Source organism: Sphingosinicellaceae bacterium (assembly GCA_019285715.1).
Taxonomy (GTDB): Bacteria; Pseudomonadota; Alphaproteobacteria; order Sphingomonadales; family Sphingomonadaceae; genus Glacieibacterium.
Genome location: CP079108.1, coordinates 1,857,351 through 1,880,266 on the forward strand (window position 1 = coordinate 1,857,351; position 22,916 = coordinate 1,880,266).

The window sequence follows — 22,916 nt, forward strand, 5'->3', positions numbered from 1 at the left end:
CCGCGGGTTCGAAAGGTAGAAGAATGACGTCGCCGCTGTTCAGGCTCATGTTGGCGTTCGGATGCGTGGCGCTGGCCGTCCCGGCATTGGCGACCAGCGCCACGGCACCGCTGGTCGATCACCATCTCCATATCTTTTCGCCGGCGTCGTCGCGGGTGCTGAAAGGGATATGCGCGGCGTTGGGCCCAGGCCATTGCCCGGACGAGGTCTCCAAGGAGCCGGGAACTGCCAAGGACGTTCTGCAAGCTCTCGACGCTGCGCATATCCGGCAGGGCGTCCTGCTCTCCGGCGCCTATTTCTTCGCGTCGCCGGCGGCGGCGGCGCAAAAGCTCGACGTGCCAGCCGAGACACGCGCGGAAAACACTTTCATCGTCGATCAGGCCAGACTCTCTTGTGGTCGGCTCATGCCATTCATCAGCGTCAGTCCGCTGTGGGATGGCGCGGTGGCGGAGATCGACTATTGGGGGAAGCACGGTGGGGCCGTGGGCGTGAAGCTCCACCTTGGCAACTCGGGCGTCGATCTAAGCTCGCGAGAACAGGTCAGGAAGCTTGCCGCGGTGTTCGGCGCCGCCGATCGCAACCATCTGGCAATCGTGATTCACCTTCAGACGCAGGCGAGCAGCTTCGGCCCCAAAGACGTCCACATCTTCCTGCGTGATGTCGCGCCAGCGGCCCGCCACGTTCCCGTGCAGATCGCACATGCCGGAAGCGGCGGCGGACTGGACAAGAACATTCTCGCTGGCCTGCAGGAATTCGCGACGGAAATTCGTGCGAGACCAAAGGAAACACGATATCTCTATTTCGATCTGGCGATGGTCCCCGACCTATTTTCCAACACCCGAAAGCTCTCCGCTCCAACTGGCGACACTCAGGCGTTGACAAGACTCATGCGGCAGATCGGATTGAAACGCTTCCTTCCGGCGTCCGACTACACTCTCGGCCTCGACCTGTCCGCTTATTATGCCAACCAGAAGCTGTCTCTTGCGTTAAGTGAACGCGAGTGGGCAAGTTTTCTGAAAAACAAGGCACCATATGTCATAACGCCGACGAAAGCTCGGGCACATCACCCATGGTTATACCCTCGGCCTTGTGCGCCAACATGATGTTGACGACTCCGGCGACCTTTCAGTTCGGTCTTACCGACAAAGCGCCGCCGTTGACCAACTTCAGGTCGCGGCTCGCCTCGAGCCCGCGCAGGTCGACGGGCGCGCTGCCGCTGTTCGTGTTACCGACCAAGACAATCGTTGTTGGCGTCGACTTGCTGAACCCGGGGAACTCGATGCGCGAGCCGGCAAGAATAAAATCGGGCTCGCAGGTCCCGGCGCTGGCTTCTTTCGGAGAGGTCATCGCGCGTAAGGCGGCCTACGGCGGCTTGGTTACGCCCGCGAAAAATGATCCTTGACGCGGGCGCGCTGCTCGATCGCCGGCCGTCAATTTCACTGATGCGTGATGTACGTGATTTCCGTCTTCAGGCGACCGAACGGCATCCAGAAATGTGCCAGAATGTCCTTCCGAGGACAAAGTGCATCCCATTGCGCAAGCAAAGAAACTTTTGACTTGCATTCTGTTGACGCTGTCGGAGTGGGCTAATACGATCCTGATCGGAGAACTGGAGTCGGATAATGCTATTTTCGCGCCGGACAGTGTTGGGTGGGGCAGCTACCGCAGCGGCGCTTCCGATCGTTCCGGGAAGCTACCGTGTGAAAGCCGCAGAACTCGAGAAATATTCGCGTCACGCGATCGATCTGGTTCACGGTTCGCTGATCATCGACATGCTTGCGCCGATCAAAATCGCGGAGGGACCGGAGTTCTACGCGGTCCGGATGAGCGCTCAGGACGAGGCGGACTTCCGGGCCAGCGGCATCACCGGCTTTCACCACGCGGTTGGGCTCGGCGGCCCCGATGCCTATCAAGATGCGCTCGAGTTCTTCGCGATCTGGGGCAACTACGTCGCGCGCAACGCCCATTTGTTCTGTGCAGTCGACAACGCATCCGACTTGGTTCGCGCCAAACGTGACGGCAAGTGCGCCATTATCATGGGGCTGCAGAACGCCGACCACTTCCGGCAGGTCGCCGACGTGAAGCACTTCTACGAGATCGGCCAGCGCTGCTCGCAGCTGACCTATAATTCGCAGAACTTCATTGGCTCCGGTTCCACCGACCGGGTCGACGGTGGGGTGAGTGATTACGGCGTGTCGATCATCAACGAAATGAACAAGGTCGGCATGCTGATCGATGTCTCGCACTGCGGCGACCGCACGACCCTCGACGCCATCGAGCTGTCCCCCAAGCCGATCGCGATCACCCACAGCAATTGCCGCGCCCTGCTCGAGCACCCGCGTGTCAAGACCGACGAGGCGATCCGCGCGCTCGGTAAGAAGGGCGGTGTGATGGGCATCACCGGGGTACGCAACTTCGTCAGCAAGACGGACCCGACGACGATCGTCAACGTCGTCGATCACATCGACCATGTCGTAAAGGTCGCTGGCATCGAGCACGTCGGTATCGGCACCGATTCAGACCTCAACGGGTACGACGACATGCCCCCCGAGATGAACAAGCAGCTGCGCGCCGGTTACAAGGACAGCTACGCTTTTCGAGACAAGATCGATGTCGACGGGTTCGACCACCCTCGCAAGATGTACGACCTCACCGATGAGCTGCTCCGCCGCGGTTATTCCGATGCGAACATCAAGGCGATCCTCGGCGGTAATTTCTACCGGCTGCTCGCTGCGACCTGGGGCGGCTGAGCATGGCAGATCATCAGTTCCAGGCGGTCGCGCTGCCGCAGCCCTACCTGCTGTTTCTGGGCCCCGCCGAAGCCGGGGCGGCGGGCGCGCGTTCGATGGTGATCGGCGTCGCGAACAGTGGCGGCTTCGTCCAACCGGGCTGGACCGCGTCGCTGTTCGAAGCGCTGGAGGCGGAGCTCGACCTGGTCGCCGGCATGCACTCCTGGCTCAGTGATATTCCCGGACTTGCGGATGCGGAGCGGCTCGGCCTGCCGGTCGCCGATCCGATCCGCGGCGGTGCTGCCTCGACCGCCTGGTCGACAGCTGCCGCGGCTGACCGGGACCCGTATCCGCGTCTTGCTCGATGCTAAAATATTGGAAAGTCTAAATTAACAGGGGGCGATCGATGAACGTCAGGACCATAACGACACTGTTGACGGGTACAGCAAGTCTAGCGCTGTCTGCCCCAGTGGTGGCGCAGTCGACCGCCGGTGAGATCGGCCAGCCAAACCAAGCGACCCTAACAGCGCCTGAGACCGCCCGAGTCGGTCAGACCGAAGCTACGCCCGACGCGCAGGATATCGTCGTCACCGGCAGTCGGATCCGGTCTTCGAACTTCGAGGCGCCGACCCCGGTGTTGGCGGTGGGCTCCGAGCTGATCGACCAGCGCGGCACGACCAATATCGCCAACGTACTGAACGAAATTCCGGCGTTCACCGGCACCCTGACGCCCGCCTCGACTAATCTGAACAGCCGCCAGAACGGCGTCAATGTGGTCGACCTGCGTGGGCTGGGAACCAATCGGAATCTCGTCTTGCTGAATGGTCGGCGAGGGACTCCGTTCGACGAGTTCGAGAATATCGACCTGAACGCCGTGCCGACGCTCGCCATCGAGCGCGTCGAAGTCGTCACCGGTGGTGCATCGGCCGCTTATGGTTCCGACGCGGTATCCGGTGTCGTAAACCTGATCTTCGACGAGAAGTTCAACGGCGTTAAAACCAACGTCCAATATGGGCTGGCGCAAGCGGGCGACGCGCAGGATTTCCGCGTGTCCGCCGCTTTCGGCACCAAGTTCGGCGGCGACCGGGGCCACTTCATGATCGCCGGCGACTACGATGACAACAAGGGTATTCCGGCGGGAAGTGCGCGTGCCTTCCAGCGGCGAAGCGCTGGGCTCGTCGCCAATCCCGCCAATGTCGACGACACCGATGGCAAGCCGGAATTTCTGATCCGGCAGAACTCGGTGCTGTTTCTGGCTTCGCCCAACGGCATCACCCTTCCCGGGGCCGGCCCGACCAGTAACCTCGAATTCTTCCCCGGCGGCGTCGTGCAGCCGCGCGTGCTCGGCGACAACATCGGCGGATCGCTGATGACCGGCGGCAGCGGCTCGCGGCTAGCGGACAGCGTTGCGCTGTACGTTCCAACCGAGCGCATCAGCGTGCTTGCTGCTGCGCATTATGACGTGACCGAAGGCGTGACCGCGTTCGGCGAGGCGAGCTACGCGCGATCGAAGTCGCGCGGGGCGCTGATCACCCCGTTCACCCTCGGCGATGTCACGATCCAGCCCGACAACCCCTATCTGCCGGCCAGCGTCGCGGCGCTGAACACGCCGTTTTCGTTGTTCCGCACCTTCGAGGAGATCCCGCCCATTGCCTCGGTCTCGGTCAGCAAGAACATGCGCTTCGTCGGTGGCCTGAAAGGTGAGTTCGGCCGTAACTGGTCGTGGGAGGTATCCGGCCAATACGGCCAGACCGATTTCAGCAACGATCAGACCAACAACCTCCTGCCGGGTAAGCTTTTACTGGCGGCCGACGCGGTCTTCGACCCGTCGCGCAACCAGATAGTGTGCCGCGCCAATCTGGGCGGTGCGAACGGCGCTCCGGGATGCGAGCCGCTCAACATGTTCGGCGCGGGTTCGCCGAGCCAGGCTGCACTTGCGTATATCGTCGGCACCGGCACGTCTGACACGCGCGTCAAGCAGACGGTGTTCGCAGGCAACATCGGCGGTGAGCTGTTCCAGGGCTGGGCGGGACCGATCCTCGCTACCGTCGGCATCGAGCATCGCCGCGAGAGCCTCGACCGCCAGGTCAATGCGCCCAACGCCAACGGCGAGTTCCTCATCGTCAACGCGCAGCCGCTTACCGGCAAGTTCAATGTCACCGAAGGCTTCGGCGAGGTCGCCGTACCGATCCTCGACGGCGCACAAAAGCTCGATTTCAACGCCGCAGCGCGCTACACGCATTATAGCACGGTCGGCAATGTCGTGACCTGGAAGACTGGACTGACCTTTAATCCGATCCAGGCGCTACGCCTGCGCGGGACCATCTCCCGCGACATCCGGGCGCCGAGCATCGGCGAGACTTTCGTCACCAGCGTGCTGTTGTTCGACAACGTCTCGAACCCGTTCGTGCCGGGCAGCGGGACGCAGCTCGTCCGGACACCGACATCGGGCAACGTCCACCTTCGCGAGGAGCGCGCGCTTACCAAGACCGCCGGTGCCGTCGTTTCGATCGGGCGCTTCAAGACGTCGGTCGACTGGTTCGACATCAACCTGAAGGGCGCAATCGGCACACTTAATTCCCAGTCGATTGTCGACCGCTGTTTTGCGGGCGACGAAGCGATCTGCTCGGCGATCACCTTCAACCCCGACAAATCGATCTACGAAATCCGCAACCAGAACCTCAATCTCGGAACCTTCAAGGTTCAGGGCCTGGACTTCGAGACGCGCTATTCCCTGCCGCTCGGCAATGGCACTCTCGATCTAGGCGTGGTCGCCAGCTATCTGATCCACAAGTTGATCGCCCCGTCGGGCGCGGCTCCGATCGATGTAGCGGGCGAGGTCGGTGGCGGGTCCGGTTTCGGCCTGCCGGACTTCAAGGCAACCGGAAGCATCAACTACGAGTCCGACAGCTGGGGTGCCTTCGCACAGCTGCGCTACATCGGCAGCGGCGTTTACGACGCCACCTACGGCCCCGAACAGCTCGCTGCGAGCGAGAACCACATCGGCGCGGTCGCCTATGTGGACATGTCGGTAAAGTACAAGTTCGGTCGAAGCAGTGGCGGCAACACCGAACTATACGCCGGCGTCGACAATCTCCTGAATCGCCAGCCGCCGGTCGTGCCGCTAGATTTCATCGCAAATTCTTCGACGAACGCCGCGATCTACGACGTGGTTGGCCGAAAATACTATGTTGGCGTACGGGCAAAATTTTGAAGTCGCGTCATCATTTTGCCAGCATCCTGTCGGACGATCTGGACACATCGGCCTGCTGAACGACCATGACTACATCGGATACGGCGATCTTCCCCCGGTCAGTAGTCGGTCTGGTCTGGCAGGCCGTCGTGTCCTAGATTCGGGTCGTCCAGGTTGAAGCGCCCTGATCAGCAGCGCCGCAAGCTTGCCGCAGGGATCACGGATAGTGTCCGGTGACTGTGCATCGCCGAGCCGCAGGCTTAATTTAGCCATTCCTTGGTCCACGCCCGCAAATGCTAGTAGTTGAGGTCCAAGCTGATCAAGCCACCCTGCGATGCAATCCAGACGACGCCGAGGAGCGACAGGGCAACCACGACCGCGCGCGATTTCGCACCCCAGCCGCAACCCGTCCGGAACATCGTGGCAGCGTTCGTTACCCCGATCACGGCGCCAACGATCGGAATGATCGCAGCGACCTGCATCGCCCTGATCCAGCCGTCCATGCCGTCGTTGTAGACGTCGAGATTGGTCGACAGGATCGGTGCGAGGATCGCATACCAGCCGCCGATGTAGAGCAGGTCGGCGAGTGCTGCGACGCGCGTCAGCCGGCGGGTCGTCGCCGCACGGCCCGTCACCGGATTTCGCGCGGGGCGGGTCCGCTGCAGCCATGCCGCGACCGGCCAGAGCAGGACGGTCAGCAGGACCAACAGGATCGACAGGCCGCCGACCCAAAGATTGAGGTCGGCGTTGCGGGCCAGCGACACCGGCTGCATGACGCCTACGGGGTTGGTGCTGTCGAGGATCTGGCGGTCGTGGCCGGTGCCGGTGACGAGCAGTTCGCGAACACCGCCGGCCTCGCGCCACAGGTTGGGCGCAATCTCGCGGAAGCGCTTGCCCTCGATCGAGGGGAGGCTGATCGAGCCGTCGCCGTTGTCGACGATCTTGTCCTGCTGGATCAGGTAGAACAGGCTGATGAAGCCGTGTTCGATCCGCCGGGAGTTTTCATAGCGGCCGGCGAGTGCCGCGGCGTGGGCGGCGGCACCGGCGATCTCCGGGGCGTCCTTGACCGGCGGCACCGGGAAATAGCGGTCCATGAACAGGTCGAACAGCCGTGACCGCGCACCGTAGACGGCATCGTTCTCGCCGCGGCTGTTGAAGCTGACGAATATCCCGAGCTTCTGGTCGGGCACCATGTTCAGGTCGGTGTGGAAGACGATGGTGTCGCCGCCGTGGCCGATTACCAGGTGGCCGTTGCGCGGGCCGTAGAAGAAGCCGTGGGCCAGCGTGTCGAAGCCGGGTCGCGGCTGGACCTCGGGCGTGTGCATCAGGCGCGAGGTCTCGGGCTTGAGGATCTGGACCTCGCCGAAGCGGCCGTCCTGGAGGTTGGCGATCATGAAGTTCGCCATGTCCGCGCCGGTCGCGGCGACGCTGCCCGCCGGTGCCGTGACGACGAGTTCGTAAGGAACCGGCGGCTGGTCGTCCTGCCGATAGCCTTTCGACATAAGCGGCACGAGCGCCGTCGGCAGCGGCTGGATGAAGGTCGTGTGCTGCATCTGCAAGGGTGTCAGGATGTGACGCTCGATGTACGCGGCGAACGGCTCGCCCGAGACGCGTTCGACGATATAGCCGGCCAGCGCGGCGCCGTAGTTGGAATAGGCCGGCATCGCACCGACCGGGAACAGCGGCGGGCGCCCGTTCTCCTTCAGGAACCGCTCGGTCGACTTGAAGCGCTTGGGGTCAGTGTCGATAACGTCCTTCAACCCCTCCTCGAAGCCGCCGCGGTGAGTCATCAGGTCGTTCATCGTGAGAACGCGACTGGTCTTCGTCACGACCTTGAAGTCGAGGTATTTGTTGACGTCGGCGTCGAGGTCGATCTTGCCGACCTCGACCTGCTGCATGACCGCGGTCCAGGTCAGCAGCTTCGATGTCGAGCCGATCCGCATCAGCGTGCGGTCGGGGTCCATCGGCGTCTTGGCGGCGACGTCGGCGTAGCCGTAGCCCTTCTTGAACAGCACGCTGCCGTCCTTGACGATCACTACCTGGGCGCCGGCGATCTTGCCCTGCTTCAGCGTTCCCGGGAAATAGCCGTCGAGCCAGGCGCCGACGTCGCTGGCCGTCAGTGCCGGTGGCGCGGACGCGTGCGAGGACCGGGGCGCGGGCGTCGCCGCCGTGCCGGTGGGCAGGGCAGGGGAGGGCAGCACCGTCGCAGTCGCAGTCGCGGGCGATCCCGGCGGCTTCTCCGCTGCACCCGGCAGGGCGATCAGCACGCACGCCAGCACTGCTGCCAGTCGCCAGTTCCCGCTCATCGGCTCGGTCTCCACGTGAAGGGGCAGGCGGATCACTTGGCTTCAGCAACCGGCTGCGGAGTGCGGCGCAGCGCCACCACGACCAGCAGCGGCACGACGTAGATCAGGATCAGCGCCCAGGCGAGCGCGCGGTAGCCGGAGGCGATCAGGGTGACCAGCCCGACCCGCTCGGCGATCAGCATACACGGCACCAGCAGCGCCAGCGCCGCCAGCGCCCGCACCATTGGGCTGAGCGTGATCCGCCGCGCCCGGGCGACACGCTCGTTGATCGCGTGCACGGCGCCGGTGCCGCTCTCGAGGAGCGCGGCGAAGATCATCGCCTGGAACATCAGGTGGAAGACCGGGTGGCCGAGCCGGACCAGGATATAGTCGGACGGCAGCACCGCGCCGGCGATGTCGGGCAGGAAGGCGGTCATCGCGACGAAGAACAGCAATGCCGGCAGCATCGCTAGCGGTCCCGCGACCAACCCGGCGACCACCGCGTCCCGGCCGTTGCGGAAATGCCGCGTCACCGGCAGAACGATCACCGCGCCGATGACGTTGTACCCGGCGTAGGTCAGGCCACCAAGCGCCCAGTCACCGGACGGCAGGGTGGCGAAGGCGGTGCCGATGCGGTCGCCGACGCCCGCGAGCGCGAGCCCGAAGAAGATCGCGTACGTCGCGTAGAGCAGCCCCGAAACCCAGACGAAGACGCGCTCGACGCTGGCATTGCCGAAGGCGACGCAGACGATGATGCCGGCCATCAGCGCGAGCGTGCCGACAGCCGGCGGCAAGGCCAGGGTGGCGGCGGCGATCGCCCCGGCCGCGGCGCCGAAGACCGCGAGGATAAGGATGACAAACACCGCATAGGCGAGCTCGAATGCCACCCAGCCGCGGCCGAGCAGAGCCTGGAAAAAGTGTCGGTAGTCCCGCGCGCCGATCTTGTAGGCGAAGTGGAAGGTGGCTGCGGCGACGACGGCCCAGATCACCGTCGCCAGAAGCATTCCCGCCAGCCCGCCCCACGGACCGGCGGGCAGGAAGAACTCGGCGATCTCGCGGCCGGTCGCATAGCCGCCGCCGATGATCACCGCCTTGAACGCCAGTCCCGGGAGCAGGAAGCGTCGGAAGCGGTCGGCGGCGAGGGTCATGCGCAGGCGTCGAGCAGGCGCTGGAAGGCGGGGCCGCCGCGGATCGGATCGGCAACCGGCAGGCCGAGGCGGGCGCTGGTCGCGGCGATAAGTTGCTCCGCCTTGTCCGCGTCCATGTCGGCGGTGTTCAGGCTGACGCCGGCACAGCGGATAGCGGAATTGGTCAGCTGGCCGAGCAGCACGGTGCGCTCGATGACGGTCTCGATCGACGGCAGTGGAAAGCCGGGAAAGCCCAGCATCATCTTGCGCCCGGGCTGGTGGCAGACGACGAACAGGTCGGGCTGACTGCCATGCAGCAGCGCCAGCGACACCGGTGCATAGGCGGGATGGAACAGCGACCCCTGGCCCTCGATGACGTCGAGATGGTCGGCGGCATTGTTGGGACTGAGCAGCTCGGCCGCACCGCTGGCGAAATCCGCGACTACTGCATCCAGGGCGATGCCTCCCCCGGCGATCATGATCCCGGTCTGCCCGCTGGCCCGAAAGGTCGCGGCGAGGCCGCGCTCGAGCAACCCTTTGGCGATGGCAAGGGCGGTGTATTTCTTGCCGAGCGCGCAGTCGGTGCCGACCGTCAGCAGGCGCCGCCCGGAGCGCTTGCGCCCGCTCGCCACCGGCAGGTTCGGTGGCGGCACGCGCAGGTCGATCAGTTGTCGCCCGCGCCGCGTCGCGAGGTCGCGCAGCGGCGCAATGCTGGCCAGCAGGACATGCATCCCGGCGACGAGATCGAGCCCGGCGTCGAGGGCGGCGATCAGTTCCGGCATCCACGACGCGGGTATGGCGCCGCCGGGGCTCGCGACCCCGATGATCATCGAGCGTGCGCCCTTGGCGGCCGCCTCGACCGGTGCCAGCCGCGGCAGGCCGGTGCTGACCCTGGCGGCCGGCAGCGCCCATTCGCCGAGGCAGCGGTCGCCGGCCCAGTCGCGCAGCCCGAACGCGGTCTTGGCGAACGCCGGCTCGACGGTATCGCCGAGGAACAACAGGTAGGGCGACGGCAGCGCGTGGATCGCGCCCACGGAAGGGTCTTCAGGTAACGCTTTACTGGCCATCGGCTTAAAATCCGGCGCCGAAGGTGAGGCCGATCGTGCGCGGGCGGATCACGCCGGTACCGGTCGCGCCGAGCGGAAAGGTGCTTTCGACGACGCTGGTCTTGCCCGCCACGTTGCCGAGGTTCTTGGCGTACGCCCCGACCGAGAAGCGCCCGAACTCGACCCCGGCGCGCAGGTCGGCCACCGCATAGGCCGGCAGGTTCGACCGGCCGCCATAGGCTGCGGTGTAGGTCGGGCTGAACAGTCCGGCCTGGTCGCCCAGGTAGCGGAGCGAGGCACCGACATAGGCTGTTGCGTGCGTGCCGACCGACCAGTCGTAGTCGCCATTCACCGAGACCGACACCTTGGGCGAGAAAGGCAACCGATCGCCCTTTCGGCCGCCGACGATGGGGTCGGTGTCCTCGGTCAGCTTGGCGTCGGTGTAGGCGCCGTTTACCGTGAACGCCAAGCCGCGGGTCGGTCGCAGCGTGGCGGTGAACTCGACGCCGTCGCTGGTCGCCTTGCCGCCGTTCGCGTTGACCCCGTAGGCGCCGATCTGCGCCAGCAGCTGGATGTTGTTCCAGTCGATGTGGAACGCCGAGACGTCGATGCCGAAGCTGCGATCGGCGGTTTCCGCCTTCAGTCCGACCTCGTAGTTGATCACGCTGTCGGAATGGTAGGTCTGCACCTCGACAGGTGCGGACGGCGGCACGATGTTTGGCCCGCCGGGGCGGAAGCCCTTGGCGAAGCGGGCGTAGACCGACCCGGTATCGCTGAACTTGAACTTGGGCGCCGCGGACCAGGTGAAGACCTTCTCCTTTGAAGCCGAGCTCAGCTCGGGCGGGGCGAGGATGCCGACGCCGTCCTGGTGCGCGCGCTGCTTGTTGCCGCTGTAGCGGCCGCCAACCGTGACGTCGAAGCGCGGACCGAAGTGCACCGTGCCGTTGGCAAAGCCTGCGAACTCCCGGTAGCGCGAGGTCAGCGCGCCGTCGAAAAGCTGCGGCAATCCGGCAAAGGTGTTGAAGGTGCCGGGGTCATAAGCCTCGACCTGCTGGATGATCGCGCCCTTCTCGTGGTCGTAATAACCGCCGATCAGCCATTCGAAGGTGTCGCTCTGCGGCGACGCGAGCCGGAGTTCCTGGGTGAAGCGGGTGTTGTTGGTATGCTGCGGCTCGGCAAGGTCGGCAGCCGGCCCGGTCGCATCGGAGTACAGGCCGAGCAGGGATCCGAAATAGACCGTCAGGTCGTCGCGCAACGACTCTTTAAGGGTGCTGTAGCTGGTCGACGACGTGAGAGTGCCGAAGCCGAGATCGACGTCCAGCGTGCCGTTGTACAGTCGATAGGCGATGTTGGTGTATTCGGGCACGAACTGCGACTGGACGTTTCGCGTTATGGTACGCAGGGTCCGCGGGTCGCTTTCCACGACCGAAGATGCGTCCGTGTCGAGGTTCTGGACGATCGCGGTCAGGCGCAGCGACACGGCAGTCGAAGGCTTGAACAGCGCCGACACGCGGCCACCGTAGCTTTTGCTGCCGTTGATGTTCTTGGCGACGTTGGAGCCGCCGATACCCGTTGAGTCGATGAAACCGCCGTAATCGCGGTAGAACCCGGAGGCGCGCACCGCCAGGTTCTGGGCGAGCGGCACGTTGATCAGCGCCGAGCCCATGTACGATAGGTCGCCGCCCGCAACAGTCTCGACGCTGGCCCGGCCGCGCGCCTCGAGCTTGTCGAAGTCGGGCGCGTTGGTGACGAACTTTACCACGCCGCCCAGCGAGCTGGCACCGTAGAGCGTCCCCTGCGGTCCACGTAGTACTTCGATGCGTGCCATGTCGAAGGTATCGAGCTCGCCGGCGAGGATGGCGCCGTTGACCAGGCCCGACGAGGATCCGAACGGTGTTTCGTCGACGTAGGTGGCGACAGTGGCGGCCGTGCCGCCGGTGTCGATGCCCCGCAGGATCAGGCGCGACTCACCCGGGTTGCTCTGGGAGATCTGCAGGCCGGGGACCAGCTTCGCATAATCCTGGAAGCTGAAGGCCTGTTGGCGCTCCAGCGTCTCGCCGCGCACGACCGATATCGACTGCGGCACGTCGATCAGGGCCTCGCTGCGCTTCTGGGCAGTGACGACGATGTCGCTCGACTGGTAATCCGGAGCCCCGGTGTCTGCGGCGGCAGTGTGCGTGTTCGACGCGACCTGCGCTGCGGCCGGGCTATAGACCAGAAAGGCGCCGAGAACGCTCGAAACGGAAAAACTTAGCCGTACCGCTTTCATCGACACGTTCCCCACCCAGCTGATCATGATTACGGATCATTTGTCCTAATCGGAGAATAGTCAATCTGATTCAGACAATCCCATCTTTTCTTCTAATTGCTGTGTCATCAGAAGCATGATGGCGGCTGCCGCGGCGATCGCGGCGAGGACGACGAAAAAGCTTCCGTGGCTAGTGCCGGTCCACAGGGTGCCGACGAACCCGGCCGCGAGGCTGCCGGCGAAGGTCGCCAGGAACCAGGCGGCGACGGTGGTGGCACCGTGTCCGCGCGGGGCCAGCCGGGCAAACATGCCCAAGCCTGTGGGCAGGATGTGCAGCTCGCCAAGTGTCAACACGATGAAGAATAGCACCAGCCACAGCCAATGCGCCGGGCCGCCGGCCGCCTCGACCCCGGCCAGCATCAGGTACGCGCCGGCGACGATGGCGGCACCCAGCGCCATCCGCCGCGCCGGCCGCTCCGGCACTCCGGCGAGGGCGCGGCGCCGCCACCAGATCAGCAGCGGCGGCGTCATCACCATGACGAGCAGTGGGTTGAGCGACTGGAACCACGTCATCGGGATCACCGCGCTGCCGACGCGACGGTCGACCCCGCCATCGGCCCACAGCGCCAGCGTGTTGCCGACCTGCTCATAGGCACCGCGGAACACCGTCACCGACAGCCCGATCGCCAGCAGCACCACAACGACGTTGCGCGCGAACTTCGACCGCGAGCCAGGAGTGTTCGCAACCCGCTTGGAGGCGGTCTGCGACGGCAGGTAACGCTGCCCCCAGACGTAAATTGCCAGTCCACCGAGCATGCCGACGCCGGCAGCGCCGAAGCCCCAGTGCCAGCCGAAGACTTCCCCCAGTGTCCCGCAGACCAGCGGCGCCAGAAAGCCGCCGATGTTCACGCCGACATAATAGACGTTGTAGGCCGAGCCGGCGCGGTCGTCGCCGGGCGGGTACAGGTCGCCGATCTGGCTGGGCAGGCTGGGCAGGAACAGGCCGTTGCCGAGTGCGATCGTGACCAGCGCCGGATAGAACAGCGCCTCCGAGGCCATCATGAAATGACCCGCCGCCATGACCGTACCGCCGATCAGGATGGCCCGTCTTTTGCCGACGAAGCGGTCGGCGACGAAGCCGCCGATGATCGGGGTGAAATAGGCGCAGGCGGTGTAGGCACCGTAGACCAGCGAGGCGCGGCCCTGGCTCATCATCAGCTGCTTGGTCATGTAGTAAACCAGCAGTGCGCGCATGCCGTAGTAGGAGAATTGCTCCCACATGTTCGTCAGGAACAGGATGGTCAGTCCGCGCGGATGACCGAACCAGGTCGGCTCCGCCGTCGTCATGCAGCGGCTCGACCGGACCCCCAGACCTCGGGCCCGACATCGAGCATGCCATCAGCATAGACCGCGCTCGGGACATCATCCTCGACCAGGAAGGTCGGGCCATCGAGGTCGACGAGGTCGCACACCTGTCCCAGGATGAAGCCGGGTGCCGTCGCGAGGCTGGTGCCGATCATCGTGCCGACCATGACGCCGAGCCCGAGCCGCCGCGCCTCGGCGGCCATCAACAGCCCCTCGGTCAGGCCGCCGCACTTGTCGAGCTTGATGTTGACGACATCGAAGCGGTCCTTGGCGTCGGCGAGGTCGGCCAGCGACAACAGGCTCTCGTCGCCCGCGATCGGGATCGGCGAGCGGTAGCCCTGGAGTTCGGCGTCGTGGCCCCGGGCGAGTGGCTGCTCCAGCAAGGCGATGCCGTAGTCGAGCAACCCCGCGACCAGGCGGTCGAGATCAGCCCGGGCGAACCCCTGGTTGCCGTCGACGCCCAGCCACGCCTCGGGCCGCGCCACACGGATTGCGGCGACACGCTCTAGGTCGAGATCGACGTCGCCGGTCAGCTTTATCTTGAGGGATTTGGCGCCGACATAGCTCGTCGCCTTCGCCGCCATCACCTCCGGCGTATCGGCGCTGACGGTAAAGGTGGTGACCAGCGGTTTCGTCCCGTCGAGCCCGACAAGCGCCCAGACCGGCTTCCCGGCGCGCGCCGCCTCCAGCTCCCACAGCGCCGCATCGACGGCGTTGCGCGCGCCGCCGGGAGGCAGGATGTGGCGCAGTTCCTCGCGTGTCGGAGCGGCCTCGATCGCTGCCTGCGCGCCCTCGATCGCCGCCCGCATGTGGGCGAGATCGTCGCCGAGGTAATAGGCGCCCGCACCCTCGCCGCGGCCGCGGTGCGAGCCGTCGTCGAGCGTCACCACCAGCACGTCGGCGACGTCGAAGACATAGCCGGCGATGCGGAACGGTTGTGCCAGCCGCAGCGTCCGGGTGGTAACGTCGATCGAGAGGCGCAACATCAGTAGTTCACCGTCATTGCGAGCAAGCTGTAGGTCGAGGCGACGTACAGCACGACCAGCGTCGCGAGCAGGACCAGCCCGCTCCACAGCTTGCGGGTCCAGCGCCGCCCGTCGCGCCACGTCAGCCAGGCGTTCCAGGCCGCGATCCCGACCGCCCCGACGAAGACGATCGCGCCGCCGATCTGGAGCAGCCACAGCCAGATCGCGGCGCTGTCGTTCAGGTTGCTGACGTCGGCGAACAGCACCGACAGCAGCGTCGCCCAGCCGGCGAGGACACCGAGTACCAGCAGCGCCATGATCCGCGTTGCCCGGTATGCCTTGAGCGCGGCGCCGGTAGCAGCGATCCTCGCGCCATAGTTGCGCCGGATCAGCCAGCCGACCGGCCAGTAGAGGAAGGTCAGCAGCAGGATCCCGAGGCTCGCGTACAGCGCAGGCAGCAGCCAAGCGGCGGAGCGCGCGATGGGAACGCGGTCATAGACCATGAACGGCGAGATCATGTCGAAGCTCCAGCGCACCGGCTGGCCGTCGACGACCTTGGCCGCCAGCCGGTCGTGGCCGTTGCGGTCGCGCCAGACGAACGGCGCGATCTCGTCTCAATGCTGGACCGCGCCACCGGGGCCCTTGAGCGCCGGGATGACCAGCTCACCCTTGTCATCGATGCTGACCTCGACTTGGCCGACCAGGTTGAGAATGTTGATGAAATTGCTCTCCGAGCGGCGGCTTATCTGCCAATGGCCAACCATCGCCTTCGCGTGTTCGCGCGAAGTCGTTGCATCGACACGGCCATCGCGGACGGTCGAGGGGAAGTAGCGGTCGGCGAAATCCTGGAACAGTTGGGCCCGCACGACATGCGCAGCGCCCTCCCGCCCGGCGCTGTTGAAGGAGACGTAGAAGCCGACGCCGTCCTTCATGAACAGGTGCAGCGAGGTGTGGAAATTGTTGGTGTCGCCGAGGTGCGCGATGACCTCGCGACCGTTGATGTTGGTCTCGAAGAAGCCCAGCTCCATCCGGTTGAGCGGCGGGATCAGCGACATCGGATTGACCCGGTCGAGCGGGCTGTCGTGCATCATCGCCGCGGTCTCGGGCTTCAGGATGCCGCGCCCATTCTGGAGGTGCGCGATCATGAAGCGCCCCATGTCGAGGCCCGACGAAGCCAGCGCACCGGCGGGAGCCGGGCCGACGAATTCGAAGCCCATCGGCGGCTCGGACGCGCGCTCATAGCCGACCGCCATGTCGGCCAGCAGCGCCTTGGGCAGCGGCTGGCGGAAGCTAGAATTATTCATGCCCAGCGGCGCGAAGATGCGCTGCTCGACGTAATCGTCGAAGGGCATGCCCGACACGCGCTGCACCATGTAGGCGGCCAGCGCCGAGGCCCAGTTCGAATAGTCGGGCGTGGTGCCGGCGTCGAAGATCCGCGTCGGCACCCAGGTATTCAGGTACGCCTCGAGAGACATGTTGATCTTGGGGTCGTAGAAAATGATGTTCTTGAGAACCTCCTCGAAGCCGCCGGTGTGCGTCATGATCTGGCGCAGGGTCACCGGCTTGCCGTTGCGCGGCGGTATCTTGAAGTCGAGATAGGTGTTCACGTCGGCGTCGAGATCGAGCTTGCCGGCCTCGACCTGCTGCATCACCGCGGTCCAGGTCACCAGCTTGGAGGTCGAGCCGGGCCGAAACAGCGTGCGCGCCGGGTCTACCGGGCGGCGCTTGGCGATATCGGCATAGCCGTAGCCGCGCGCCGCGATGATCTTGCCGTCCCTGACGACCGTCACGACCGCGCCTGCGATGTCGCCGTTGTGCAGTGCATAGGGCAGGTAACCGTCGAGCCATGCCCCGACATCGGCGCCGGTCAGTTCGTGGCTTCCCGCCGGTGCCGGCGGCGTGGCGGCGGCAAGCACAGGAACTGGGGCCATTGGACCTGCGGGGGTGGGGGGTGCCTGCGCCAGCGTCGCACTGCCGAACAAGGCTGCTGCAAGCAGAATCAGTCTTCCTGGACGCATCGCCGACACCCCTTTACCATTGCCGAAACGCCCAATCCTCTGTAAACACGATGGAACGCGTCGGATTGAGACATGTTGATCCGGATCGGAGAATTGGTCAACACGGCCTGAAAGGATTTTCGTGGCCTCAGTTCCGCCTACTTTGGGGGCGCTGCTTCGCGCCGTGAGATCGCGCGAGGGTTGGACCCTGAAGGAGATGAGCGCGAAAAGCGGCATCCCGGTATCGACCCTGTCCAAGATCGAGCACGATCGTCTGACGCTGACCTATGACAAGCTGCTGTCACTGGCGCAACGTCTTGGCCTGCGCCTGTCGGAGTTGTTCGCCGAGACCGATGATAGTCCCGTCCAGCCGGTCACCGCGCGCCGCAGCCTCAGCGACATGGCGCGTTCGGTCCGGGTGGAGACGCCGAATTATGACTATTACTATCTCTGCACCGAATTGCGCCGGAAGCGGATGATCCCGGTCATCACCAAGATCCGCGCGCGCTCGGCCGAGCAGTTCGGCGACCTCGTCCGCCACAGCGGTGAGGAATTCCTGTACGTGCTCAGCGGCAAGGTCGTCGTCCAGACCGAATTCTACGATCCCGTCACCCTCGAACCCGGCCAGGCGCTCTACATCGACTCGAGCATGGGCCATGCCTATCTCGCAGCGGAAGACTGTGAAGAGGCGGAAGTGCTGGCGGTGATGTCCAGTGCCGAGGAAGAGTTGATGGAATCGCTGCTGACCCTGCATGAGGAGCAGCGCCAGAGCGGCGACGCGGTGAACGAGAACACGCCGCCCCTGATCGGCCAGCGCCGCGCGATGCGGACCCGTTGACGCGCTCAATCGTCGCCCTGCTGGCAGGTCGCTGCTGCTGACCTCCGCAGCCGTCGCGGTGCCTTCCGCGTCGATGGATTATTCCGCCCGCGTCGCGCGCGTCCTCAAGGCGACGCCGCTGCTCGATGGGCACAACGACTGGCCCGAGGTGCTGCGGGAGCGCGAGAACGACGCGCGCTGGACCGTCGACCTCAACGACCTGTCTGGCAGCAATGATCGCTACAACACCGACGTCTCCCGCCTGCGCAAGGGCTTGGTCGGTAGGCAAATCTGGTCGGGCTGGGTCTGTGCCGACCTGCCGGGCAAACAGCAGGTCGAGCAGACGCCGGAGCAGATCGACCTCGTCCACTCGATCGCGGCACGCTATCCGCAGGTCTCCACCATCGCCCGCACCGCCGACGACGTCATGCCCGCTCATATGGTCAGTCGCATTGCTTCGATGATCGGCGTTGACGACGGTGGTCAGATCGACGGCAACCTGTCGGTGTTGCGCACCTATGGGGCGCTCGGCGCAGGCTAACTGACCCTGGCCCACTCGCGGACCATCGACTGGGGCAATTCCGCCACAGACGATCCCAGGCACCACGGCCTCGCCGACTTCGGGCGCCAGGTCGTGCTCGAGCTCAACCGGCTCGGCATGCTGTTGGATTTCAGCCACGTCAGCGAGGGCATAGCCGAGCGCGGCCAATCTTTCGGCACACTCCAGAACGTGGTGCCGATGTCGAAGGCTTCCGGAAATACGAGCACACCGGCGTGGAGCCCCCGCGTCCGGCCGGAACGAACAGTTGCCCCAGCATCGCCAGGCCATCGGCAGAATAACGAACGGTCTCAGGGCTCATGTCGACCTCCTGCTTCAGTTTTGCTGCACCTGCACCGGCGTTCCGCTCTGACCAGGAATGCCTGGCGTGATGACAAGATAACGCTGTTGTATGGGCGTGCCCGGTTGCACGAGCGCGCGGATCGGTCCCGTTGCATTGACGATCGCTGCACCGGAAGAATTGGTCTTGAAACTCGCCAATGGTTCGATGTCGCCGCCGCCATCTGCGGTAGTGGCCAACCCGAGTACGTAGGGCGCGGTCGGCGAGAGGCCGGTCACGGCAGCTTCGAGGATCTGGACGAGGCCCTGATCGAACAGACTGACGCTAGTCGGTGCCGGGCCGCTGGCGCCGCGGACGCCAAGGGTGATGTGCGTCACGCCGCCGGCAATGCCAAGTGGCTGAAGCCCGCTCGTGCCGTCACCGCTAGGAACTGCGTTGGCCACGTAGTTCACCGCCTGCGCGGCCTGGCCGATCGGGATCGACGCGATCACCTTATTGCTCGCGGTGTCGATGGCGACCAGTGCGTCGTCATTCTCGAGACCGACGTAGACACGTGTACCGTCACCCGACGGCCAGATTCCGTGCGGCAGCTTGCCGACCGCGATCGTCGCGACCTTGGCGAAAGTGTCACGGCGGAACACCTGCACCTGGTTGAGCCCACCAACCGTGACGTAAGCCAAATGACTACGTGCAGTGTCGACGAAATTGACTTGGTTGGTGATCGGGCCGGTATCGAGCACTTTCAGTGTCGCGAACGGCGGCTTCGCGTCGATCACGACGGTCTTGCCGGTGTCCTTCAGCGTGTACCAAAGCTGCTTGCCATCCGGTGTCGCGGCTAGATTGGGGCAAAAGGGACTGAGCTGCGTGACGCGCCCGACCTCGGCGCGGCTCGCGATATCGAAGACAACGAGCTGCGGGTTGAACGACGAGCAGACGTACGCAAAATGGCCGTCGGGCGAGAAGATCGTCATTCCCGGGCCACCCGGCGTCTTCACACGGGCAGTTTCCTCGTACGTCTTGGCGTCGAGCACCGAGACATAGTCCTCACCGCGTACGGTGACCCACACCTCGCGACCATCGGGTGTGAAGAACGCTTCGTGGGGCGAGCGCCCGATATAGGTGGTGTGCTTGACGGCGTTGGTGGCGGTGTCGATGAAGGTGACCGAGTTCGAGCCGATCGACACGACCGCGATGGTACGACCGTCGGGCGCGAACCCCACGCCATGGACGAGCACCTGGCCGCGATAGAGCGGGCTGAAGTTCGTCGGCTGTGGCTCGCCGAGCCGGATGACACCAAGCAGCCGGTTGGTTGAAGGGTCGACAACGGAAACGGTGTTGGAGAACTGCTCTGCCGCATATACGCGGTCGCGCGCGCTGATCGGAATGTCGGGCGCCGCCGCAGCAAATGGCGCTTGGCCGGCATGGGCCGAGGTCACCGCGTAGAGCATCGCAGCGACCGCGGCGCTTCGTATGCGCAGGGTCACCTTACTCTCCCCTGCTGGGTGGGCACCGGCACTGCTGCGGAAAGCGGGCGCCCGATGGCCATCCGCATCGCATCGATCTCCTGGGTTTGCCCGACGATGATTTCCTGGGCGATGCGCCGCAGCTGCGGATTGGTACCGTAGCGCAGCTCAAGCACAGCCATCTCGACGGCACCGCGATGATGTGGCTCCATCATGTTGACGAAATCCACGTCGACATCGCCCGATGGCGTGGCGTTCATAGCCGCCATCATCTTGGCCATTGCGACTTTGTTCGCATCGACAAACGCAGCCTCGGGCGCACCGGCACCTGCGGGGGATCCAAGTGTCAAAGCGGCTACGGCGGCGGACATCAAACCGAGCTTGAACATGAACTCAATCCTCTCTGGCTCAATGGTTGCCAGAACTGTCGGTCTTCGGAATGACGAACTCGACGGCTTGACTGGTGAACGGCACGTGGTTGGCGTTGACCAGTTCGATCAGCACCTTGTGGCGGCCGGGCGGCATGCCATTCATGATCAGGGACTCGCCGCTGGCGTCAGCCCAGTGCCATGGCAGGTCGTCGACGGTGACGTGGATATGGCCGATGCGCGGCGTCACATCGAGGGCATTGGGCCCGAAGGTCGGCGTGATACGCAGGTTCTCGGCGCGATACTGGATGACGACGCGCCCGAACGACAGCGGACCGGGCACCGGCGGATCGACGATCAGACGTGGTGCAGGCTGCGGGCGATCGAGCGGGACGACGCCGGGTGCGCCGAGGATATCGCGCGCGCTCTGGGCGGCCAATGGTTCGGACATGGTCATGGCTCCGATCAGCAGGAGGGTGCGGGTAAGGCTCACTTCGCCACCTTGCGGTCGAGGAAGTCGTGGATCAGCGGCGCCATCACGTGTAGCTGGTCCTCCAGCGCGAAATGGCCGGTATCGAGCACATGGTATTCGGCCTTGGGCAGGTCGCGCCGGTAGGGCTCGGCTCCCGCGGTCGGGAACACCTTGTCGTTCTTGCCCCAGACGATCAGCGTCGGCGGCTGATACTTGCGGAAGAATGCCTGGAATTGCGGATACAGTGCGACGTTGCTGCCGTAATCGTGAAACAGGTCGATCTGTATGTCCTTGTTACCGGGTCGGTCGAGCAGCGGCTGGTCGTGACGCCAGTTGGCGGGATCGATCCGGGATTCGTCCTGCATGCCATCCTGATACTGGAACTTGGTGGTCTTCAGCGTCACCAAGAACGACAGCGCGTCGCGGGTCTTTGCCGTCGGGTGGGCCCAGTCGGCCTTCATCGGTTTCCAGAAATCGCCGAGACCTTCGTCATAGGCATTGCCGTTCTGGACGATAAGGGCGCTGACCCGCTCCGGGTGCTTGAGAGCGAGGCGATAGCCGACCGGTGCGCCGTAATCGAACAGGTACATGGCATACCGCTTCACGCCGAGCTGGCCGAGCAGGCCGTCGATCAGCGTCGCATAGTGGCCGAACCCATATTCGAACTTGTCGTGGGGCGGTGCGTCGCTTTCGCCGAAGCCCGGGTAGTCGGGTGCGATGACATGATAGCGGTCAGCGAGCAGGGGAATAAGGTTGCGGAACTGGTGCGAGGAGGTCGGAAACCCGTGCAGCAGCAGGACCACTGGGCCGTCCTTCGGACCGGCCTCGACATAGGCAATCTTGACGCCCTCGAGGATCGCGGTCCGGTAATGAGGGACGGGTACCGACAAGATATGGTGCACAGGGGCGGATCGCACCGGAACGGCGGCGCTGGCGAGCAGCAGCGTGGCGAAAGCGAAAGTCGCGAAATTGCGGCGCATCGTAAGTCTCCTTCAGGAAAGCGGCTCAGACGCCGCGGTAGACGAGGGCGGTGAACAGGGCGGGATCGATCAGCGAACCGCCCCACCTGGCATCGAACTGCGCGGTCGGGCGGGCGGCGATGGTCTGGGCAAGCGACTTGCCATGCGCCTTCAGCGCCGCGACCCTGGTCCGCGACGCGACCAGCATGTCGCGAAAGGCGACGAGCGCGGCGCGGTCGCCGACCGGCCCGTGACCGGGGATGACGATGGTGCCGGGGCCGACGATGCGCAGGTTCTCGTTCGCGGCACGGATCGCGCCGTCGATGCTGCCGCCGGTGACATAGTCGATGAACGGATAGACCCCGTTCCAGAAGGTGTCGCCGGTCTGGAGGACGTCGGCGTGCTCGAAGCGCACGTAGATATCGCCGTCGGTGTGGCCGGAGCGGTAATGGCCGATGCGAACGGTCTCGCCGCCGAATTGCAGCGTCTTGTCGCCGGCCAGAACCACGTCGGGCAGCGCGCTGGCCGCGACCGGCGTGAAGGTATGGCCCCACTCGACGATGGTATTGGTCTGCTTCAGTCGCTCGATGGCCTTGGGATCGGCGATCAGCGCTGCGCCGGTCTTGCGCACCCAGCCGTCGCCGTCGCTATGGTCCCAGTGCCAGTGGGTCAGGATCACGGTGCGCAGCGGCTGCGCGCTGAGGCCGGCGATTGCCGCCTTGATCTTTGCCTCCGACACCGCGATGCCCGCATCGACCAGCAGCACGCCGCGAGGCCCGGCGAGCACGCCGATATTGCCGCCCGAGCCGTCGAGCATGGCTATGCCGCCGCGCAGCTTGTGGACCGTGACCGGGCTGGTTGCCGCGACGCGGTTGATCGTGTCGTAGGGCGTCGGCTTGCCGGCAAGCGCCGGCGCGGTCACTAGGCCGATGCCGAGCAGCAGCAGGGCGGCGGGTCCTGCCAGGCGGCTCGGCAGCGGCAGCTCGGTGCCGGTGCAGCGGTTGAGGAGGGATTCGGTCATTGCAAAGCTCCGGGATGAGGCG

The 22,916-nt window shown here is 65.0% G+C and carries 17 protein-coding genes and 2 pseudogenes; 7 read left to right on the top strand and 12 right to left on the bottom strand.

The window, feature by feature from the left end; genetic code table 11:
- Positions 1 to 23: 23 nt before the first annotated feature.
- The 5 genes from KX816_08670 to KX816_08690 all read left to right on the top strand — a co-directional run bounded on the left by KX816_08670 (position 24) and on the right by KX816_08690 (position 5,943).
- Positions 24 to 1,103, top strand: coding sequence for an amidohydrolase family protein (locus tag KX816_08670; protein ID QXQ08040.1), 1,080 nt, complete (start codon positions 24 to 26; stop codon positions 1,101 to 1,103).
- Positions 1,100 to 1,402 (top strand): hypothetical protein, encoded by a 303-nt coding sequence (locus KX816_08675; protein QXQ08041.1) that lies wholly within the window; start codon positions 1,100 to 1,102, stop codon positions 1,400 to 1,402. The genes KX816_08670 and KX816_08675 overlap by 4 nt, the downstream gene beginning before the upstream one ends.
- Positions 1,403 to 1,622: 220 nt before the next feature.
- Positions 1,623 to 2,750: a dipeptidase gene (locus KX816_08680; GenBank protein ID QXQ08042.1), complete on the top strand. Its 1,128-nt coding sequence runs from the start codon at positions 1,623 to 1,625 to the stop codon at positions 2,748 to 2,750.
- A gap of 2 nt (positions 2,751 to 2,752) precedes the next feature.
- Positions 2,753 to 3,100 (top strand): hypothetical protein, encoded by a 348-nt coding sequence (locus KX816_08685; protein QXQ08043.1) that lies wholly within the window; start codon positions 2,753 to 2,755, stop codon positions 3,098 to 3,100.
- Positions 3,101 to 3,135: 35 nt separating this feature from the next.
- The gene (locus KX816_08690; GenBank protein ID QXQ08044.1) at positions 3,136 to 5,943 is read left to right on the top strand and encodes a TonB-dependent receptor; all 2,808 of its coding nucleotides are present in this window, start codon (positions 3,136 to 3,138) and stop codon (positions 5,941 to 5,943) included.
- Positions 5,944 to 6,218: 275 nt separating this feature from the next.
- Here KX816_08690 and KX816_08695 read toward each other — a convergent pair whose 3' ends face one another.
- The 7 genes and pseudogenes from KX816_08695 to KX816_08725 form a co-directional block, all read right to left on the bottom strand.
- A complete protein-coding gene (locus tag KX816_08695; protein ID QXQ08045.1) occupies positions 6,219 to 8,228 on the bottom strand; it encodes a beta-lactamase family protein in 2,010 nt (669 codons plus the stop codon).
- 32 nt (positions 8,229 to 8,260) lie between these two features.
- Positions 8,261 to 9,355 (bottom strand): hypothetical protein, encoded by a 1,095-nt coding sequence (locus KX816_08700; protein ID QXQ08046.1) that lies wholly within the window; start codon positions 9,353 to 9,355, stop codon positions 8,261 to 8,263.
- Positions 9,352 to 10,401 carry a DUF1611 domain-containing protein gene (locus KX816_08705; GenBank protein QXQ08047.1) on the bottom strand — a complete coding sequence of 350 codons (1,050 nt, stop codon included), beginning with the start codon at positions 10,399 to 10,401 and terminating at the stop codon, positions 9,352 to 9,354. The genes KX816_08700 and KX816_08705 overlap by 4 nt, the downstream gene beginning before the upstream one ends.
- A gap of 4 nt (positions 10,402 to 10,405) precedes the next feature.
- A complete protein-coding gene (locus tag KX816_08710) occupies positions 10,406 to 12,649 on the bottom strand; it encodes a TonB-dependent receptor (protein QXQ08048.1) in 2,244 nt (747 codons plus the stop codon).
- Between the two features lie 60 nt (positions 12,650 to 12,709).
- Complete coding sequence (locus KX816_08715) at positions 12,710 to 13,975, bottom strand: peptide MFS transporter (protein ID QXQ08049.1); 1,266 nt, start codon at positions 13,973 to 13,975, stop codon at positions 12,710 to 12,712.
- Complete coding sequence (locus KX816_08720) at positions 13,972 to 14,979, bottom strand: dipeptide epimerase (protein QXQ08050.1); 1,008 nt, start codon at positions 14,977 to 14,979, stop codon at positions 13,972 to 13,974. Before KX816_08720 ends, KX816_08715 begins: the two co-directional genes overlap by 4 nt.
- A pseudogene (locus KX816_08725) lies at positions 14,979 to 16,976 on the bottom strand (serine hydrolase). Before KX816_08725 ends, KX816_08720 begins: the two are co-directional and overlap by 1 nt.
- A 121-nt stretch (positions 16,977 to 17,097) precedes the next feature.
- Between KX816_08725 and KX816_08730 the strand changes: the two are divergent.
- Complete coding sequence (locus tag KX816_08730) at positions 17,098 to 17,793, top strand: XRE family transcriptional regulator (protein ID QXQ08051.1); 696 nt, start codon at positions 17,098 to 17,100, stop codon at positions 17,791 to 17,793.
- Positions 17,794 to 17,866: 73 nt separating this feature from the next.
- Positions 17,867 to 18,460: pseudogene (locus KX816_08735) on the top strand (dipeptidase).
- 186 nt (positions 18,461 to 18,646) lie between these two features.
- Here the strand turns inward: KX816_08735 and KX816_08740 are convergent.
- Genes KX816_08740 through KX816_08760 form a run of 5 tightly spaced genes read right to left on the bottom strand, consistent with a single transcriptional unit; the run spans position 18,647 to position 22,894 of the window.
- Positions 18,647 to 20,059, bottom strand: a complete 1,413-nt coding sequence (locus KX816_08740; protein ID QXQ08469.1) for a beta-propeller fold lactonase family protein — start codon at positions 20,057 to 20,059, stop codon at positions 18,647 to 18,649.
- A gap of 32 nt (positions 20,060 to 20,091) precedes the next feature.
- The gene (locus tag KX816_08745; GenBank protein QXQ08470.1) at positions 20,092 to 20,445 is read right to left on the bottom strand and encodes a DUF305 domain-containing protein; all 354 of its coding nucleotides are present in this window, start codon (positions 20,443 to 20,445) and stop codon (positions 20,092 to 20,094) included.
- A gap of 37 nt (positions 20,446 to 20,482) precedes the next feature.
- A complete protein-coding gene (locus KX816_08750) occupies positions 20,483 to 20,899 on the bottom strand; it encodes a hypothetical protein (protein ID QXQ08471.1) in 417 nt (138 codons plus the stop codon).
- A 32-nt stretch (positions 20,900 to 20,931) separates the two neighbouring features.
- On the bottom strand, positions 20,932 to 21,894 hold the full coding sequence (locus KX816_08755) for an alpha/beta fold hydrolase (GenBank protein ID QXQ08052.1): 963 nt from the start codon (positions 21,892 to 21,894) through the stop codon (positions 20,932 to 20,934).
- Between the two features lie 25 nt (positions 21,895 to 21,919).
- Positions 21,920 to 22,894, bottom strand: coding sequence for an MBL fold metallo-hydrolase (locus KX816_08760; GenBank protein ID QXQ08053.1), 975 nt, complete (start codon positions 22,892 to 22,894; stop codon positions 21,920 to 21,922).
- Positions 22,895 to 22,916 lie beyond the last annotated feature (22 nt).

What these genes read in the sequence shown, in the direction of transcription:
- KX816_08670 (QXQ08040.1), top strand. Translation starts at nt 24, where the DNA reads ATGACGTCGCCGCTGTTCAGGCTCATGTTGGCGTTCGGATGCGTGGCG.
- KX816_08675 (QXQ08041.1), top strand. Translation starts at nt 1,100, where the DNA reads ATGATGTTGACGACTCCGGCGACCTTTCAGTTCGGTCTTACCGACAAA.
- KX816_08680 (QXQ08042.1), top strand. Translation starts at nt 1,623, where the DNA reads ATGCTATTTTCGCGCCGGACAGTGTTGGGTGGGGCAGCTACCGCAGCG.
- KX816_08685 (QXQ08043.1), top strand. Translation starts at nt 2,753, where the DNA reads ATGGCAGATCATCAGTTCCAGGCGGTCGCGCTGCCGCAGCCCTACCTG.
- KX816_08690 (QXQ08044.1), top strand. Translation starts at nt 3,136, where the DNA reads ATGAACGTCAGGACCATAACGACACTGTTGACGGGTACAGCAAGTCTA.
- KX816_08695 (QXQ08045.1), bottom strand. Translation starts at nt 8,228, where the DNA reads ATGAGCGGGAACTGGCGACTGGCAGCAGTGCTGGCGTGCGTGCTGATC.
- KX816_08700 (QXQ08046.1), bottom strand. Translation starts at nt 9,355, where the DNA reads ATGACCCTCGCCGCCGACCGCTTCCGACGCTTCCTGCTCCCGGGACTG.
- KX816_08705 (QXQ08047.1), bottom strand. Translation starts at nt 10,401, where the DNA reads ATGGCCAGTAAAGCGTTACCTGAAGACCCTTCCGTGGGCGCGATCCAC.
- KX816_08710 (QXQ08048.1), bottom strand. Translation starts at nt 12,649, where the DNA reads ATGAAAGCGGTACGGCTAAGTTTTTCCGTTTCGAGCGTTCTCGGCGCC.
- KX816_08715 (QXQ08049.1), bottom strand. Translation starts at nt 13,975, where the DNA reads ATGACGACGGCGGAGCCGACCTGGTTCGGTCATCCGCGCGGACTGACC.
- KX816_08720 (QXQ08050.1), bottom strand. Translation starts at nt 14,979, where the DNA reads ATGTTGCGCCTCTCGATCGACGTTACCACCCGGACGCTGCGGCTGGCA.
- KX816_08740 (QXQ08469.1), bottom strand. Translation starts at nt 20,059, where the DNA reads ATGCTCTACGCGGTGACCTCGGCCCATGCCGGCCAAGCGCCATTTGCT.
- KX816_08745 (QXQ08470.1), bottom strand. Translation starts at nt 20,445, where the DNA reads ATGTCCGCCGCCGTAGCCGCTTTGACACTTGGATCCCCCGCAGGTGCC.
- KX816_08750 (QXQ08471.1), bottom strand. Translation starts at nt 20,899, where the DNA reads ATGACCATGTCCGAACCATTGGCCGCCCAGAGCGCGCGCGATATCCTC.
- KX816_08755 (QXQ08052.1), bottom strand. Translation starts at nt 21,894, where the DNA reads ATGCGCCGCAATTTCGCGACTTTCGCTTTCGCCACGCTGCTGCTCGCC.
- KX816_08760 (QXQ08053.1), bottom strand. Translation starts at nt 22,894, where the DNA reads ATGACCGAATCCCTCCTCAACCGCTGCACCGGCACCGAGCTGCCGCTG.